Raw genomic sequence first — 15,701 nt, forward strand, 5'->3', positions numbered from 1 at the left:
CCGCGACGGCTCCGGTTCCGGCAGGCCGGAGACGCGGTGAGACACCGGAGCGACGGAAACACTCCGAAAACCCTGTGCAGGCGACGTGCATATCGGCTTGATATCCCCTTGCGTCCATTATCGGGCGATGAGAGGTGAAAGCACACAAGAACACCCTTCGTATAAACTCCGGGCAAGGCTGAGACGCGGTACCGCCGACGCCGGCGCCCGCAGTCACCCCGCCGCCCGCGAAGCGGCCTTCTTCACGCCGACAGCGCTGTCTGCACCCCGGCCGCACCACCCGTGTGTCTCCAAGTGAGAGGCGATCTGTCATGCCGCTGCACCTTCCTCCGGCCCCGCCCGCCGCGCTCCGCAGTGTTCTCGCAGCCCTCGGCTCCCCCGCCGCACACGGCCAGGGAGGCGTCGCCGCGCCGGAAGGCCCACGCAGCCGGTTTCAGCCCGAACTTCCCTTGCCTCTGCACGAGTTGACCTCTTTCACCCCCGCGGCCGGCAGCTCTGCCACCCGTCTCACCGGCTGGCGCTTCCTGCTCCGCGACCCGGAGGCGTCCGGCACCTCCGCGCCCGGCGCCGCCGAGTCGGTGCTCACCCCGGACGGCTGGGCGTTCGCGTACTTCTGCGGCGGTCCCTACGTCGCCGCGACGCTGCAGGCGCTGGAGCAGGCCGAATCGCTGACCGAGGACCTCCAGCCGCGGCTGCTGTCCGTACCGCAGCTGTACATGATGACGCTGTGGCTGCACGGGGACACCGCCGCCGAGCCCGCCCGGGGCACCCCGCTGCCCTCCGACGTACTCATACCCCTGGCGCCGGCACCGCCCGGCATCGCGGCGCACCGCCCGCACCGGGCGGACGCCCTCCTGCCGCTGCTGACTCGTCGCGTCGTACCGGCTCCGCTGATGCGGACTCCGGCCTGACGAGGGTGGGGTAGCGTACCGCCAACCGCATCCGGCGAGTCCCCCGGAAGCCTCGGCCCCCTCTTGCTCATATCCGGCAAATCGCCTTGCCGTACGAGCCAGTTGAGGCGCAACCACCCGCACGGGTGACGCGTCTGTCCTGGTTGAGGAGTGGTGACGCGAAATCCCTGCGGATTCGAGTCCACAGGGGAACACTGGGGACCGAGCGAGGAACGGGGGCGGCCATGGACACCGTGACCAGCCGCAGCACGAACACCACGACACAACGGAAGACGACAGCGAAAATGTGCCAGCACCAGCCACCATGCCCCACAGCCGAATCCGCCGACCGGGAAGCCGCTCACCCTGTGGCCCACTTCCCGGAGCAGGGCTGGAGCCTGCTGTGCAACGGCGTGCTGCTCTTCGAGGACACCGGTGAGCTGCTGCCGGACGGCAAGATCATCGACCCGCACCGCCCTCTCGTCCGCGGCATCGCCACCGCTGCCTGAGAGACCCGACAAGAAACCAGGGCCGGCCCGGCGTCACCGCCGCACCGGCCCTGACCTGTGCCGCCACCGGCGGCACGCGAACGATCAGGCGCGCCGCCCGCGTATCAGCCGTCGTAGTCCTCCACCGGGGGGCACGAGCAGACGAGGTTGCGGTCGCCGAAGGCACCGTCGATGCGGCGGACCGGCGGCCAGTACTTATCGGACGCCTTCACCCCCGCGGGGAACGCCCCCTCTTCCCGTCCGTAGCTGTGCTCCCACTCGCGGCTCAACTGCCGTGCCGTGTGCGGTGCGTTGCGCAGCGGGTTGTCGTCCGCGGGCCACTCCCCCGAGCCGACCTTGTCGATCTCGGCACGGATCTCGATCATCGCCTCGCAGAAGCGGTCCAGCTCCGCCAGGTCCTCGCTCTCGGTGGGCTCGATCATCAGCGTCCCCGGGACGGGGAACGACATCGTCGGCGCGTGGAAGCCGTAGTCGATCAGCCTCTTCGCGACGTCGTCGATGCTCACACCCGTCTGCTTCGTCAGCGGCCGGACGTCGACGATGCACTCGTGCGCCACGAGCCCCCGCGGCCCCGTGTAGAGCACCGGGTAGTGCGGCTCCAGCCGCTTTGCGATGTAGTTGGCTCCCAGCACCGCCGTCTGCGTCGCCCTCCGCAGCCCCTGGGCGCCCATGAGCCGGACGTACGCCCATGAGATCGGCAGGATCCCGGCCGAGCCCCAGGGCGAGCCGGCGACCGGCCCGATCCCGCTCGCCGGCCCCGCCGCGGGCTGCAGCGGGTGGTTGGGCAGGTGCGGGGCGAGGTGCTCGCGCACACCGATGGGACCCACACCGGGACCGCCGCCCCCGTGCGGGATGCAGAACGTCTTGTGCAGGTTCAGATGCGAGACGTCCGCACCGAACTTGCCCGGCTTGGCGAGCCCCATCAGGGCGTTGAGGTTCGCTCCGTCCACGTAGACCTGGCCTCCGGCGTCGTGCACGGCTGCGCAGATGTCGGTGATGTGCTCCTCGAAGACACCGTGAGTCGAGGGGTAGGTGACCATCAGCACGGCGAGCTGCTCGCCGTGCTGGGCGATCTTCGCCCGCAGGTCGTCGACGTCGACGTCGCCGTCCTCCCTCGTCTTGACGACGACGACGCGCATCCCGGCCATCACTGCGGAGGCGGCGTTGGTGCCGTGCGCGGAGGAGGGGATCAGGCACACGTCGCGCTGCTCGTCGCCGCGCGAGCGGTGGAAGGCGCGCACCGCCAGCAGACCCGCGAGCTCGCCCTGGGAGCCCGCGTTGGGCTGCAGAGACACCCGGTCGTATCCGGTGATCTCCGCGAGCTGCTGCTCGAGCTGGCGGATCAGCGTCACGTAGCCCTCCGCCTGGTCGAGCGGCGCGAAGGGGTGCAGCGCGCCGAACTCCGGCCAGGTGACGGCCTCCATCTCGGTGGTGGCGTTGAGCTTCATCGTGCAGGAGCCCAGCGGGATCATGCCGCGGTCGAGGGCGTAGTCGCGGTCGGCGAGCCTGCGCAGGTAGCGCAGCATCGCCGTCTCGCTCCGGTAATCGTGGAAGACCGGGTGTGTCAGGTAGTCGTCGGTGCGCAGCAGCTCCGCGGGGAGGACGTCCTCCACGCGGGAGTCCAGCTCCTCGACGTCCGCCTCGACGCCGAACGCCGACCACACCGCGGCGAGTTGCGCCCGTCCCGTGGTCTCGTCGCAGGACAGGCCGACGTGGTCGGCGTCGGCCTCCCGCACGTTCACCCCGGCTTCGAGGGCCCGCGCCACGACCTGCGCCGCCCGCCCGGGGACCCGGGCGGTGACGGTGTCGAAGTAGCTTCCGTGGACGACCTCCACACCGCCCGCGCGGAGTCCGTCCGCGAGGATCGTCGCGTAGCGGTGCGTGCGGCGGGCGATCCCGGCAAGCCCCTCCGGGCCGTGGTGGACGGCGTACATGCCCGCCATCACGGCGAGCAGCACCTGCGCGGTGCAGATGTTGCTGGTGGCCTTCTCGCGGCGGATGTGCTGCTCGCGGGTCTGCAGCGCGAGGCGGTAGGCCTGGTCGCCGTCCGCGTCCTTGGACACGCCCACCAGACGGCCGGGCAGGCTGCGCGCGAACTTGTCCCGCACCGACATGTAGCCGGCGTGCGGGCCGCCGAACCCCATGGGCACGCCGAAGCGCTGGCTGGAGCCCACGGCGATGTCCGCGCCGAGCTCGCCCGGCGAGGTCAGCAGCGTGAGCGCGAGAAGGTCGGCGGCGACGGTCACGATCGCGCCCAGTTCGTGCGCCCGGTCGATCACGGCACGATGGTCGCGTACGGCGCCGGACGCCCCGGGGTACTGCAGCAGCACACCGAAGACGCCCTGTTCGGCGACGTCGGCCGGGATGCCGTCGGTGAGGTCGGCGACGACCACCTCGACGCCCGTGGGTTCGGCCCGCGTACGCACGACGGCGATGGTCTGCGGCAGGCAGTCCGCGTCGACGAGGAAGACGCCCTGCTTGACCTTGCCGACCCTGCGGGAGAGCGCCATGGCCTCCGCCGCCGCGGTCGGTTCGTCCAGCAGCGACGCTCCGGAAGTGGGGAGCCCCGTCAGGTCGGCGACCATCGTCTGGAAGTTGAGGAGGGCTTCGAGGCGGCCCTGCGAGATCTCCGGCTGGTAGGGCGTGTACGCCGTGTACCACGCGGGATTCTCCAGAATGTTCCGCACGATGACCGGCGGCGTGAAGGTTCCGTAGTAGCCCAGGCCGATCATCGACGGCAGTACGCGGTTGCGCCCCGCGAGGCTGCGCAACTCCGCGAGCACTTCGGCCTCGCTCTGCGCCGGCAGCAGGTCCAGTTCCTCGTGGCTCTTGATCACCTCGGGGACGGCCGCGGACGTGAGCTCGTCGAGGGAGCCGTAGCCGACCTGGGCGAGCATCTTCGCCTGCGCACCGGCGTCGGGGCCGATGTGGCGCCGTTCGAAAGGAGTGCCGCGCTCGAGATCGGTGAGGGGGATGCGGTTGGCGGTCATCTGCGGGGGCCTCCTGGTCGTTGCGACCTGCGAGGGACACCACGACACGGGTGCCCGGACGGCCTCCCCCTCTGTCATCTCAACCTGAGAGTTTCACCGGTCCGCCCAGCACGCGGCCGGCCCGGCTTTCACCGTCGGTGAGGGGGAGCCCAGGCACTGCATGGCTCGCCCTGCTTTCCAGAGTGACCTCACCCGCGCGGTACGTGAGCCTGAGAGATTCCGGGGAGGAGTTGCTCCTTCGGCGCCCCCGGCACCTGCACCGGAGGACTCTCCCGCTCGGGGTCGTCAGCCGCTTTCGAGCGTACCAGCGGTTCCGCTCACGGGAACTGGAGGTGCACTCGAGTGGCCAAACCCCGCAATGTGCCTTTGGGTAGGTAATACGGCTTGCGCGACCGGCTCCCGGCACCGCTGGAGCCCGCAGCACCCTGCCGCACGTGGCAAGCACCCGAGCGGGGTACCGGGGCCCGCCGGACCTGCCCGCCGGAGAGCCGGAGCCGTACCGGGCCACCCACATGCGTCACACAGCGCCCAGTCGCGAGTACATGGAGGACCCGTGCAGAGGGACATCGACCCCAGGAAGCTGATCGGGCGCAGAGCGCTCGACTCGAGCGGATGCAAGATCGGAACGGTGGGCGAGGTCTATCTCGACGACGCCACCGGCGAGCCGGAGTGGGCCGCCGTCCGCCCCGGTCTCCTCCGGCGCGAGGCCCTCGTCCCGCTGGGGCCGAGCGAGTTCGTGGACGGCGTGCTCCTGGTCCCCTTCGCACGCTCGCTCGTCAGGGGCACCCCGGTGCTCGGCGTGGGGCGGCACCTCTCCCCCGTGCAGGAGCTGCAGCTCTACATCCACTACGGGCTCGACGTCCCCGCCCCGGCGGAGGAGGGCCCGCCGTACCCGGCCTCCCCGCCGCCTGACCGCGACTTCGGGCGCATAGCGGGGTCGGAGAGCTGAAGGGCGTCACTCCGCCCGTCCGGTCCCCCCGCCGCTCGACCGCCCCTCGCGCCCGGCCATCGCAGCCAGCGGAACGGGATCCGCCGGCTGCAGGCCGGGGTCGTCCACGGGGTAGGTGCGCACCCTCCCCGGCGCCGAATCGGGGGTCTCGAACCGCACCGTCACACGCCCCACGCCGCTTCCCTGGACCCAGCCGAAGCCGTGCTCCGCATGCCACACGTCGCGCCCGGGAAGCCACCGCCGGTCCGCGAGCGGTTTCGCGTCCTCCTCCTCGGACGGCGCGCGAGCAGCGCCGACCGCATGCGGCTCGCCTTCCGCTGGTCCGGCGGCCTCCGCGGCGGCCGCGGCCTGGGCGAAGAGGTCCTCCTGCGTGAAGTCCGCGAGACCTGTCACGCCCACGCCCAGCAGCCGGACCCCGGCCGTGGTGTCCACGGTGTCGATCAGCCTGGCCGCGGCCTCACGCACGACTGACGGGTCGTCCGTGGGGCCCCGCAGCGTCTCCGAACGGGTGAGCGTGGAGAAGTCGTAGCTGCGGACTTTGATCACCACGGTGCGCCCGGATCTCCCCGCGGCCTGCAGGCGCTCGACACACCTCCCGGCGAGCCGGGCCACATGCGCCTGCACGAGGGTGCGCTCGGTGAGATCGACGTCGAAGGTGTCCTCCACGGACACGGACTTGGCGTCCCTCTCGGCGATCACGGGCCGGTCGTCCCAGCCGTTCGCCATCGCGTACAGCGACGCACCGTGCGCCTTCCCCAGCAGCCTCAGCAGCTCCGCCTCCCCCGCCTCGGCCGCGTCCCCCACAGTGGTGAGGCCCGCCCGCCGCAGGACCTCGGCCGTGGCCGGGCCGACCCCCGGAAGCGTGCGCACCGGCATGGGAGCCAGCAGCTCACGCTCCGCTCCCGGCTCTATGAGGTAGAGACCGTCGGGCTTGGCCTCCTCCGAGGCGATCTTGGCCAGCATCTTCGAGCCCGCCAGGCCGACCGACCCGCTCAGGCCCGTCGCCTCGCGGATCATGACGCGCAGGCGCGCACCCACCTCGCGGGCGGCCCGCGTCTCCGCCGCCTCCAGCATGTCCCCTGCTTCGAGGTCGACGAAGGCCTCGTCGAGGCTCAGGGGCTCCACCAACGGGGAGTGGCGGCCGAGGATCTCCATCACGACGTCGCTGACCTGCCGGTAGAGCGTGAAGCGCGGGGTGAGGTACGCGGCGTTGGGGCACAGCCTGCGTGCCTGCGCCATGGGCATCGCCGAGTGCACCCCGTAGAGCCGTGCCTCATAGGAAGCGGTGGAGACGACCCCGCGCGGCCCGAGGCCGCCCACGACGACGGGTTTCCCGCGCAGGCTCGGCTTCGCTGCCTGCTCGACGGCGGCATAGAAGGCATCCATGTCCAGATGCAGGATCGTCGGTGCGCCTCTCACACTCGTCGATGCTGCCGGATGCCTCTGACAATCCTCAGCCGGCGCGGTTGCGCCGGCGCGCCAGTTCGTCCTCGGGATGGTCGCCGACGATGGTCTCTCCGGTGTCGACGTGCTCGCCGTGCAGTTGTGACAGTGCGCCCTCGACGTCCTTCCAGACGACGCCCACGGCGATGCCGAAGACTCCCTGGCCCCCCTGCAGCAGGTCGACGACCTCGTCCGGGGAGGAGCACTCGTAGACGGTGGCCCCGTCGCTCATCAGCGTCATCTGCGCCAGGTCGGTCATCCCGTGAGAGCGGAGATGCTGGACTGCGGTGCGGATGTTCTGCAGAGACACACCGGTGTCCAGAAGCCGCTTGACGATCTTGAGGACGACGACGTCACGGAAGCTGTAGAGCCGCTGCGTGCCCGATCCGTACGCGGGCCGGATGCTGGGTTCGACCAGTCCGGTGCGCGCCCAGTAGTCGAGCTGCCGGTACGTGATGCCGGCGGCCGAACAGGCTGTGGGGCCGCGGTATCCCACCAGGTCCGAGGACGGCGCCGCGGTCTCCTCCGGCGGTGTCTGTCCTCGCGAGCTCGTGACTGAGGCGGGGCCATCCGCTGCCATACCGTCGCCGGTACTTCTCACGCCGACCTCCGTCCTTCACATCCCGGAGTCCCCCCGGGACCTGCCTCACCGAAGGTAGGCAGTCGCCAGGGGTGCGTCAACGATCGCCACACTCGGCACGCCGGGTGATAATCACCCATCGAGTGGTTTGGCGTGACTGCGGCCGGGGAAGTCCTGGGGGTTTCGTTTCGGCAGCTCGACGAGGACCTGACAGGCAGGCCGTCACTGACTGCTGGTGCCGAAGTCCTCGGGCGAGATCTGATCGAGGAACTCGCGGAACTTCTCCACCTCGTCCTCCTGCTCGTCCGGGATCGCGATTCCCGCGTCGTCCAGCACACCGTCACTGCCGTAGATCGGCGTGCCGGTCCGCAGGGCCAGCGCTATGGCGTCGGACGGGCGGGCACTGACCTCGACGCCGCTGGCGAAGACCAGCTCGGCGTAGAAGACGCCCTCGCGGAGATCCGTGATCCGGACGGCCGTGAGCTCCTGCCCCACCGCTTCCAGCACGTCCTTGAAGAGGTCGTGGGTCAGCGGGCGCGCAGGCGTCATCCCCTGCTGTGCGAAGGCGATCGCGGTCGCCTCCCCGGGGCCGATCCAGATGGGGAGGTACCGGTCGCCACCCACTTCACGCAGCAGCACGATCGGTTGGTTGGAGGGCATTTCGACCCGGACACCCACAACGTCGAGCTCGTTCACACAGCAACCCTAGGCCGTGTCCCGCCTGTTTGGGTAGTCGGGACCCGCCCTGAGCTGTCGTGTGCGGGGACTCGCCCGGCGAACGGCAAACCGCGTCCTTACCGGGAACGCAGCCGCAGGGCCGAGTGCACCAGGGCCGCATGGAGCTGCAGCGACAGTGCGACGAGCTCAGCGGCACCGGACTCCGGCTGGGCCGTCGGCCCGGCCTCCGGATCGGGGACGGGATTTTTCTCACTTCCCGGCGTCGTCAAGATCGTCCTCACTGTCTCGGCGTCGCGCTCCGCGGTCGACCGGAGCGCCCGCAGGTGACGCGGGTCCGCTCCCGAGCGGCGGATACGGGCCACGAGACGCGCGATGCCGAGGGCCTCCGGCCCGTACACGCCCTTGTCGTCGGTGGTGATCAGACCGGACGCCTCGCACTCCGCGAGGTCCTCGGCCGTCAGTCCGGCCGCGCGCAGCAGCTCCTCGCGGCCGAGCGGGGCGTCCCCGGCGACGGTGTCCGGGACGTAGGTCCCGCCGGCCGGGGTTCTTCCCTGCGGTGGAACGTTTCCCCGGCGATCGGCCAGGCGCACGGCCTCGTCACCGGACGTGAGCGAGTCGAACTGCTCCCGGATCACTCGCAGCGGGAGGTAGTGATCGCGCTGCATACGGAGGATGAAGCTCAGGCGCCGGACGTCCCCGGCGCCGAAGATGCGGTGGCCGGAAGGCGTACGCCGGGGCTCCACGAGGCCCTCTGCCTCCAGGAACCGGATCTTGGAGACGGTGACCTCGGGGAACTCCTCGCGCAGGACGTCGAGGACGGCGCCGATGCCCATGGGGCCGCTGCCCTGTTCCAGGGCGGTGCCGTCGTCGGCACCGCCCGAGGGTGAGCGTTCCATGAGCCCCCGAAAGACGTCAGATCGCGTGCCGGCTGGCGAAGAAGACGAGCCGGTACTTGCCGATCTGCACCTCGTCGCCGTTGGCCAGCGGCACGCCGGCGTCGATCCGCTCACGGTTCACGTAGGTGCCGTTGAGGCTGCCGACGTCGGCGACGGTGAACACACCGTCCTGACCGCGGCGGAACTCCACATGGCGGCGGGAGACCGTCACGTCGTCGAGGAAGATGTCGCTCTCCGGGTGACGTCCGGCGGTCGTCAGCTCGCCGTCCAGGAGGAAGCGGCTTCCCGCGTTCGGACCGCGGCGCACCACCAGCAGGGCGGAGCCCATCGGAAGGGCGTCGACAGCGGCCTGGGCCTCGGAAGAGAGCGGAGGCGTCTTCTGCCCCGTGGCCTCTGCCTCGTAGGCCTCCAGACCGGAGATCGAGATGGTCGAGGTCGTCTCGGAGGAACCCTCGGCGACGGGTACCCCGCCCCGGAGCGGTGCCCCGCAGTTGGAACAGAACCGGCTCGCCTGGGCGACCTGCGTCCCGCACCTGCTACACACCGGCACGTCTGCCCCTCCACCCGTACTCGAGGTTGATGGTGCACCGGAACCTATGCGGCCCGACGCTCCGGGGTCAACAGAAACCCTACCGTGACCACCTGCTTCGTCACCGCCGGGAGCGGCGACCTCGTCACGGAACAGCGGCCGCTCGGCATCCTCACCCGCGATCCGCCCCGTGGAATCGCGCTCCTGAGAGGACCGGCCCCGCGCGGCATCCCCGCCGTCCTGCGGGCGGCCCTTGCCGAACAATTTTGCAAAGAAACTCACGGGCGATTCCCCTCGCACGAAACAGACCCGCCCGTGGGGCAGGACAGACCCTCGATGCTCTCATTTGGCCGACAGTGACGCCCGGACAACGTCCCTGATCTTCAGACAGTTTCCCTCACGCGATGGTCACCGGGCCCGCCGACCCCCCGCAAGGCCCCCACCACCTTCACGGTGATGATGACCGAGCGTAATCAGGGCGCTTCGCGGATCGCAAGGCGTCCACGACGATCTTCTTCGAGGCTTTCACCGACACGTCGGCCTGTTCCTTGCGCAGCGTCTGGACGACACCGCCGGGAATGTTGAGCGCCGGCTCCAGGTCCTGCGGCTTGCCGATCACCTGAAAGCGGTACGGCTCGCTGATCTTGCGTCCGTCCACGCGCACCCCGCCCGGGCTGTCCGAGAAGTACGTGCTCGCCACCACCCGTACGTTGTTGATCTCTATGGCCTCGGCGCCTGCCGCGCGGAGCTCCTGCACCGCGTCGAGCAGCATGTCCGCCTCGACCGCCTTGCCGGGGTCGGTCACCGTCAGCTCGATGCCCGGGCCCTGGGCGCCGACCGTACCTGCCAGCACTCCCAGCTGGCGCGCCTTTTGGCGGGTCTGCTTACGGGCCTCCTCCGCCTGGTCAGAGCTGTTCTCCAGCTCGGTCCGCTGACCCTCCAGGTTCTGCTTCTCGTCTTCGAGGCGCTTCGTGCGGTCGTCCAGTTCGTCGAGGATGCGCACCAGGTCCTCCTGGCGTGCCCCGCGCAGCGAACTGTTCTCACTGGTGGAGCGCACCTGGATCGCCAGGCCGAGCCCCAGCACGAACAGCAGGAGAGCCACGATGAGTTGGGCTCGTGTGACGCGGGGCGGCCAGACGGCCTGGGCGAGCCGCTGGCGTCCGGTACGCGGCGCTTGCGCGTCCGGGGCCGGGGCCGCTTCGGAGTCTCCGCCCTTCCGCTCCTCCGGCGTCTCGTGGGCGTCCTGCCCGGCAGGTGAGGCGTCCGAGCCAGCTTCGCGCCCCTCTCCGTCCCCCTCGGACTTCCGGGCCTTCTCCGCCCCTTCCGCTGGGGAGGAGGCTTCCCGCGCCGGCCGTTGCTCCGGCCCGGGCTCCGCGCCTGAGTCCCCCTCCGGCGGGAGGGGGCGGCCGGACTGCTCGCGCGCGTCCCCGGAGCCCTCGCCCGCCGGCGGTTCCTCCGGCGGCAGCTGGCCGGGGCTCTTCTTGTCGTCCTCGTCGCTCATCGGACTCACGCCCTGAAAACGTGACGGCGGATCGCGGCCGCGTTCGAGAAGATGCGGATACCCAGAACCACGACGACGCCGGTGGAGAGCTGGGCTCCGACTCCGAGCTTGTCGCCGAGGAAGACGATCAGCGCTGCCACCACGACGTTCGACAGGAACGAGACGACGAAGACCTTGTCGTCGAAGATTCCGTCGAGCATGGCTCGCAGGCCCCCGAAGACCGCGTCCAACGCCGCGACGACGGCGATCGGGAGGTAGGGCTCGACCAGCGTCGGGACGACCGGCCGGACGACGAGTCCGGCCACCACTCCCACGATGAGACCCAGTACGGCGATCACGATCTGCTGCCCTCTCCTGTCTTCACGGGCTCTGCCGTTCGTACGATCAGGCTCGGCGCGGCCGGAAGCCGCACATCGTCCTGAGTGCTGATGCTGGTGCGCACACCGTAGTTCTCCTCCAGCACCTGCAAGTACTGCCCGTCGGCGCTGTCTTGGAAGGCGGTGCTGAGCTTCTGCCCCGGTCCGACAGCGAGCAGCGTGTACGGCGGCACGAGCGGCTTGTTGTCCACGAGTATCGCGTCGCCGGCGGCGCGGATCGCCGAAAGGGCCGTCAGACGCTGGCCGTTGACGGAGACGGCTTCGGCGCCCGACTCCCAGAGGCCGTTGACCACGCGCTGGAGGTCCCGGTCCCGCACGCGCCCGTTGTCCGAGAAACCGCTGCCCTGCCGGGGGCCTCCGGAGTCGGTGTCCTGAGTGTCTTTGGCGTCGTCGACGACGAGCTTGACCCCCGGGCCGTGCACGGGCAGCGAGCCGGACAGCAGCCCGACGACCTCCGCCTCGTTGCCCCCGTGCTTCTCCAGCGCCTTGCGCTGCCTCGCCTCGACGTCCTTGCGCAGGCTGTTGACGCTGCGCTGAAGGGAGTCGGCCCGCTTGTCCCCGTCGTCGATCCTGGAGATGAGCTCCTGCCGCTCCTTGGCGAGCTCCGGCGCGGAGACCCGGGCCTGCGCCGCGCCGACGGTGACCACGAGCGCGGCGAGGACCAGTCCGGCTGCGAGGCCGAGCTTGGCCCGCACGGTGCGGGGCATGCCGGACCGGCCCTCGACGCCACGGCGGGCGGCGGCCTGTGCGTACCCGTCGTCAAGGCTGTGGTCCATCGCGTTGGTCAGCAGCGACATGGAGGCATCGGGTCGCGCAGGCCGCGATGCGGTACTCCGATCAGGGTGCTGCTGCGACATGACGCACATCGTCGCACGCCATGGCCGCTACCGCCGAATGGGGCCACCGGATGGTGACGTCACCGTCCGGCGCTGTCCACCACGGCAGCCCATTCGTCCAACAACGCCTGGGCTGAGGCGTCATCGGGCCCTTCTGCCCAAAGATGTGTGACCGCCTCGGCCGGGTCGGGCAGCACCATCACCCAGCGGCCGTCGGACTCCACCACGCGCACGCCGTCGGTGGTGTCGACGGAGCGGTCACCGGCCGCCTCGACCACCGTGCGCATGACGAGCCCCTTGACCGCCCACGGTGTCGCCAGGTCCCGGCGGTGCACGTGCGCGCGGGGGATACGGGCGTCGATCTGACTGAGCGTGAGCTGAGCGCGGGCGACGAGGCCGATGAGGCGCACGAAGGCCGCGGCCCCGTCGAAGACCGAGCTGAACTCCGGGGTGATGAAGCCGCCCCGTCCGTCTCCGCCGAAGACGGTGCTCTCGTCCCTGCCGACGCGGGTGAGATCGTCCGGCGACGTCGTCGTCCACTCGACCTGAGTGCCGTGGTAGGCCGCGACCTGCTCGGCGATGCGGGTCGTGGTGACGGGCAGTGCGACCTTGCCGCTGCGGCGCTCGGCGGCGATGAGGTCGAGCATCACCAGCAGGGCACGGTCGTCCTCGATGATCCGGCCGCGTTCGTCGACGAGGGAGAGACGCTCCCCCACCGGGTCGAAGCGGATACCGAAGGCCGCACGGGCGGAGGCGACGATCTCGCCCAGCCGGACGAGACCGGCCCGGCGGGCGTCCGCCGTCTCGGTCGGCCGGGACTCGTCCAGGCCCGGATTGATCGTCAGGGAGTCGACGCCGAGCCTGCCGAGCAGGCTGGGCAGGACGAGCCCCGAGCTGCCGTTCGCCGCGTCGACGACGACCTTCAGCCCGGACTCGGCGACTCCTGTCGTGTCGACGGAGCGCAGCAGTGAGCCCGTGTACGAGTCGTAGACGCTGGAGGGGAAGGCCAGGTCGCCGATCTCGCCGGGGAACGCACGCCGGTGCTCCTGGCGCGCGAAGACACGGTCGAGCTTGCGCTGCGCTGCCTGGGAGAGGTCGGCGCCCCGTTCGTCGAAGAACATGATGTCGACGTTGTCCTGCACGCCGGGCGTCGTACGGATCATGATGCCGCCGGCCGCGCCGCGTGCCGTCTGCTGGCGGGCGACGGGCAGAGGCACGTTCTCCAGGTCCCGGACGTCCATGGCGCTGGTCTGCAGGGCGGAGATCATGGCGCGCTTCAGGGCCCGCGCACCGCGGGAGTGGTCCCGGGCCGTCGTGACCGTCGAACCCTTCTTGAGCGTCGTCGCGTAGGCACCCGCCAGCCTGACGGCCAGCTCGGGGGTGATCTCGACGTTGAGAATGCCGGAGACACCCCGCGCACCGAACAGGTGTGCCTGTCCCCTCGATTCCCAGATGACCGAGGTGTTGACGAACGCACCCGCCTCGACCGTCTTGAACGGGTAGACGCGCACGTTCCCCTGCACGATGGATTCCTCACCGACGAGGCACTCGTCGCCGATGACCGCACCGTCCTCGATGCGTGCCGCCCGCATGACGTCCGTGTTCTTGCCGATGACGCACCCACGGAGGTTCGCCTGCGGCCCGATGTACACGTTGTTGTCCACGACGGCGCGGTGCAGGAACGCACCGCTCTTGACCACCACGTTGGAGCCGACGACGGAGTGCTCTCGGATCTCCGCGTCCGCCTCGACCTTCGCGTAGTCACCGATGTAGAGGGGACCGCGGAGCTGGGCGTCCGGGTGGACCTCCGCCCCCTCGGCGACCCATACACCCGGAGAGATCTCGAAGCCGTCGATGTCGACGTCGACCTTGCCTTCGAGCACGTCCGCCTGAGCCTTGACGTAACTCTCGTGCGTGCCGACGTCCTCCCAGTAGCCCTCGGCGATGTAGCCGTAGATGGGCTTGCCTTCCTTCATCAGCTGCGGGAAGACGTCCCCCGACCAGTCGACGGAGACATCCGGCTCGACGTAGTCGAACACTTCCGGTTCCATCACGTAGATGCCGGTGTTGACGGTGTCGGAGAAGACCTGGCCCCAGGTGGGCTTCTCGAGGAAGCGCTCGACCTTCCCGTCGTCGTCCACGATGGTGATGCCGAACTCGAGCGGATTCGGGACGCGCGTGAGGCACACCGTGACGAGCGCGCCCTTGCGCTTGTGGTATTCGATGAGGTCCGTCAGATCGAAGTCCGTCAGCGCATCGCCCGAGATGACGAGGAACGAGTCGTCCTTGAGCGCCTCCTCGGCATTCTTGACGCTCCCCGCTGTGCCGAGGGGCTTCTCCTCGTTGGCGTAAGTGAGCTCCATGTCCAGCTCTTCGCCGTCACCGAAATAGTTCCGGACGAGTGACGCGAGAAACTGGACGGTCACCACTGTCTCTTTGAGCCCATGCCGTTTGAGCAGCCGCAGCACGTGCTCCATGATCGGGCGGTTGGCGACGGGAAGAAGCGGCTTGGGCATACTCGCGGTCATCGGGCGAAGGCGGGTACCTTCACCGCCGGCCATTACGACGGCCTTCATGTCGGAAGCGTCCTCCTCGGTCAGATGACGGTCATACCGACTTCCCCGATCCGGTAAGGACCACACCCGCTAGTGAGGAACGACACTGGCTCACGCGCTTCAGGAAAGCCAGGTCAGTCGGCCGCAGTACCCGATCTGATCAAACGGCGCACCTGAACCACGTAGAGGATCCCGGCCCACCAGTAGAGCGTCGTACCCCAGCCGGCGAAAGCCCACCCGAAAACGAGAGCGAGTGACGCGATCCAGCCGCTCCCGTCGCTGAGAAGCAGCAGCGGAAACGCGTACATGAGATTGAACGTGGCGGCCTTGCCCAGGAAGTTCACCTGGGGAGGCGCATAACCGTGACGGTCGAGGAGCCACACCATCACCAGCAGCAGGAGCTCCCGGGCCAGCAGCGTGAGCGTCAGCCAGAGCGGGAGGATGTCCCGCCAGGTGAGGCCGAGGAGCGTGGTCAGGATGTACAGCCGGTCTGCTGCGGGGTCCAGGATCCGGCCGAGGTTGCTCACCTGGTTCCAGCGGCGGGCGAGTTTGCCGTCCAGATAGTCGCTCACGCCGCTGAAGGCGAGGACGAGCAGCGCCCAGCCGTCGCAGTTGGGGCCGCCGAAGACCGGCCACAGGATCAACCACAGAAAGAGCGGCACGCCCACCAGGCGGGCCATGCTGAGGATGTTGGGGATGGTGAAGACCCGGCCCTCCTCAGCCTGTCTTTCCTGGACCTCCACCCGGAGCCTCCTGTGAGCCCGTGCCGACGATGCCCCCTGACACTACCGGCAGGCCGCGGGCCGGCGTCCAGTGGGGCGGGATACGGGCAGTGCGGTGAACCACGAATTACGCGGGCATGAAAATAGCCCCGTTGGCGGGGTTATCCGGCAACGGGGCTATTTTTCAATGTTAGTTCGGCGGTGTCCTACTCTCCCACACGCTCCCGCATGCAGTACCATCGGCGC

The 15,701-nt window shown here is 69.7% G+C and carries 14 protein-coding genes and 1 riboswitch; of the genes, 3 read left to right on the top strand and 11 right to left on the bottom strand.

The window, feature by feature from the left end; genetic code table 11:
• The first annotated feature begins 311 nt into the window (after positions 1-311).
• Positions 312-911: a hypothetical protein gene (locus IEY56_RS21240; protein ID WP_189038857.1), complete on the top strand. Its 600-nt coding sequence runs from the start codon at positions 312-314 to the stop codon at positions 909-911.
• Between the two features lie 284 nt (positions 912-1,195).
• Positions 1,196-1,399: a DUF5999 family protein gene (locus IEY56_RS21245; RefSeq protein WP_045866470.1), complete on the top strand. Its 204-nt coding sequence runs from the start codon at positions 1,196-1,198 to the stop codon at positions 1,397-1,399.
• 104 nt (positions 1,400-1,503) lie between these two features.
• Here the strand turns inward: IEY56_RS21245 and gcvP are convergent, their stop codons facing one another.
• Positions 1,504-4,389, bottom strand: a complete 2,886-nt coding sequence (gene gcvP, locus IEY56_RS21250; protein ID WP_189038858.1) for an aminomethyl-transferring glycine dehydrogenase — start codon at positions 4,387-4,389, stop codon at positions 1,504-1,506.
• Positions 4,390-4,576: 187 nt separating this feature from the next.
• Positions 4,577-4,674: riboswitch (glycine riboswitch) on the bottom strand.
• Between the two features lie 268 nt (positions 4,675-4,942).
• Between gcvP and IEY56_RS21255 the strand changes: the two genes are divergently transcribed.
• Entirely contained in the window at positions 4,943-5,338 is a 396-nt protein-coding gene (locus IEY56_RS21255) for a PRC-barrel domain-containing protein (protein ID WP_229712082.1), read from the top strand.
• Between the two features lie 6 nt (positions 5,339-5,344).
• On the opposite strand, the gene IEY56_RS21260 is transcribed toward IEY56_RS21255, so the two are convergent.
• From IEY56_RS21260 to clsA, 10 genes are all read right to left on the bottom strand, one after another.
• Positions 5,345-6,757: a DNA polymerase IV gene (locus tag IEY56_RS21260; protein WP_189038860.1), complete on the bottom strand. Its 1,413-nt coding sequence runs from the start codon at positions 6,755-6,757 to the stop codon at positions 5,345-5,347.
• A 34-nt stretch (positions 6,758-6,791) separates the two neighbouring features.
• Positions 6,792-7,361, bottom strand: coding sequence for a MerR family transcriptional regulator (locus tag IEY56_RS21265; protein ID WP_373292148.1), 570 nt, complete (start codon positions 7,359-7,361; stop codon positions 6,792-6,794).
• Between the two features lie 222 nt (positions 7,362-7,583).
• A complete protein-coding gene (locus IEY56_RS21270; protein WP_027764781.1) occupies positions 7,584-8,057 on the bottom strand; it encodes a bifunctional nuclease family protein in 474 nt (157 codons plus the stop codon).
• Positions 8,058-8,155: 98 nt separating this feature from the next.
• Positions 8,156-8,935: a transcriptional regulator FtsR gene (gene ftsR, locus IEY56_RS21275; protein ID WP_189038862.1), complete on the bottom strand. Its 780-nt coding sequence runs from the start codon at positions 8,933-8,935 to the stop codon at positions 8,156-8,158.
• Between the two features lie 16 nt (positions 8,936-8,951).
• Complete coding sequence (locus tag IEY56_RS28960; protein WP_189038863.1) at positions 8,952-9,746, bottom strand: FHA domain-containing protein; 795 nt, start codon at positions 9,744-9,746, stop codon at positions 8,952-8,954.
• Positions 9,747-9,912: 166 nt separating this feature from the next.
• Positions 9,913-10,965 carry a DUF881 domain-containing protein gene (locus IEY56_RS21285; RefSeq protein ID WP_189038864.1) on the bottom strand — a complete coding sequence of 351 codons (1,053 nt, stop codon included), beginning with the start codon at positions 10,963-10,965 and terminating at the stop codon, positions 9,913-9,915.
• Between the two features lie 5 nt (positions 10,966-10,970).
• On the bottom strand, positions 10,971-11,303 hold the full coding sequence (locus IEY56_RS21290) for a small basic family protein (RefSeq protein ID WP_028432652.1): 333 nt from the start codon (positions 11,301-11,303) through the stop codon (positions 10,971-10,973).
• The gene (locus IEY56_RS21295) at positions 11,300-12,199 is read right to left on the bottom strand and encodes a DUF881 domain-containing protein (protein ID WP_189038865.1); all 900 of its coding nucleotides are present in this window, start codon (positions 12,197-12,199) and stop codon (positions 11,300-11,302) included. Before IEY56_RS21295 ends, IEY56_RS21290 begins: the two co-directional genes overlap by 4 nt.
• A 59-nt stretch (positions 12,200-12,258) precedes the next feature.
• The gene (locus IEY56_RS21300; protein WP_189038866.1) at positions 12,259-14,754 is read right to left on the bottom strand and encodes a mannose-1-phosphate guanyltransferase; all 2,496 of its coding nucleotides are present in this window, start codon (positions 14,752-14,754) and stop codon (positions 12,259-12,261) included.
• A gap of 113 nt (positions 14,755-14,867) precedes the next feature.
• Positions 14,868-15,476: a cardiolipin synthase ClsA gene (gene clsA, locus IEY56_RS21305; RefSeq protein WP_189038867.1), complete on the bottom strand. Its 609-nt coding sequence runs from the start codon at positions 15,474-15,476 to the stop codon at positions 14,868-14,870.
• Between the last annotated feature and the right edge of the window lie 225 nt (positions 15,477-15,701).

Source organism: Streptomyces daqingensis, from assembly GCF_014645895.1.
Taxonomy (GTDB): Bacteria; Actinomycetota; Actinomycetes; order Streptomycetales; family Streptomycetaceae; genus Streptomyces; species Streptomyces daqingensis.

Coding starts and splice junctions, on each gene's coding strand:
- IEY56_RS21240 (WP_189038857.1), top strand. CDS start 312: ATGCCGCTGCACCTTCCTCCGGCCCCGCCCGCCGCGCTCCGCAGTGTT.
- IEY56_RS21245 (WP_045866470.1), top strand. CDS start 1,196: ATGTGCCAGCACCAGCCACCATGCCCCACAGCCGAATCCGCCGACCGG.
- gcvP (WP_189038858.1), bottom strand. CDS start 4,389: ATGACCGCCAACCGCATCCCCCTCACCGATCTCGAGCGCGGCACTCCT.
- IEY56_RS21265 (WP_373292148.1), bottom strand. CDS start 7,361: ATGGCAGCGGATGGCCCCGCCTCAGTCACGAGCTCGCGAGGACAGACA.
- ftsR (WP_189038862.1), bottom strand. CDS start 8,935: ATGGAACGCTCACCCTCGGGCGGTGCCGACGACGGCACCGCCCTGGAA.
- IEY56_RS21285 (WP_189038864.1), bottom strand. CDS start 10,965: ATGAGCGACGAGGACGACAAGAAGAGCCCCGGCCAGCTGCCGCCGGAG.
- IEY56_RS21295 (WP_189038865.1), bottom strand. CDS start 12,199: ATGTCGCAGCAGCACCCTGATCGGAGTACCGCATCGCGGCCTGCGCGA.
- IEY56_RS21300 (WP_189038866.1), bottom strand. CDS start 14,754: ATGAAGGCCGTCGTAATGGCCGGCGGTGAAGGTACCCGCCTTCGCCCG.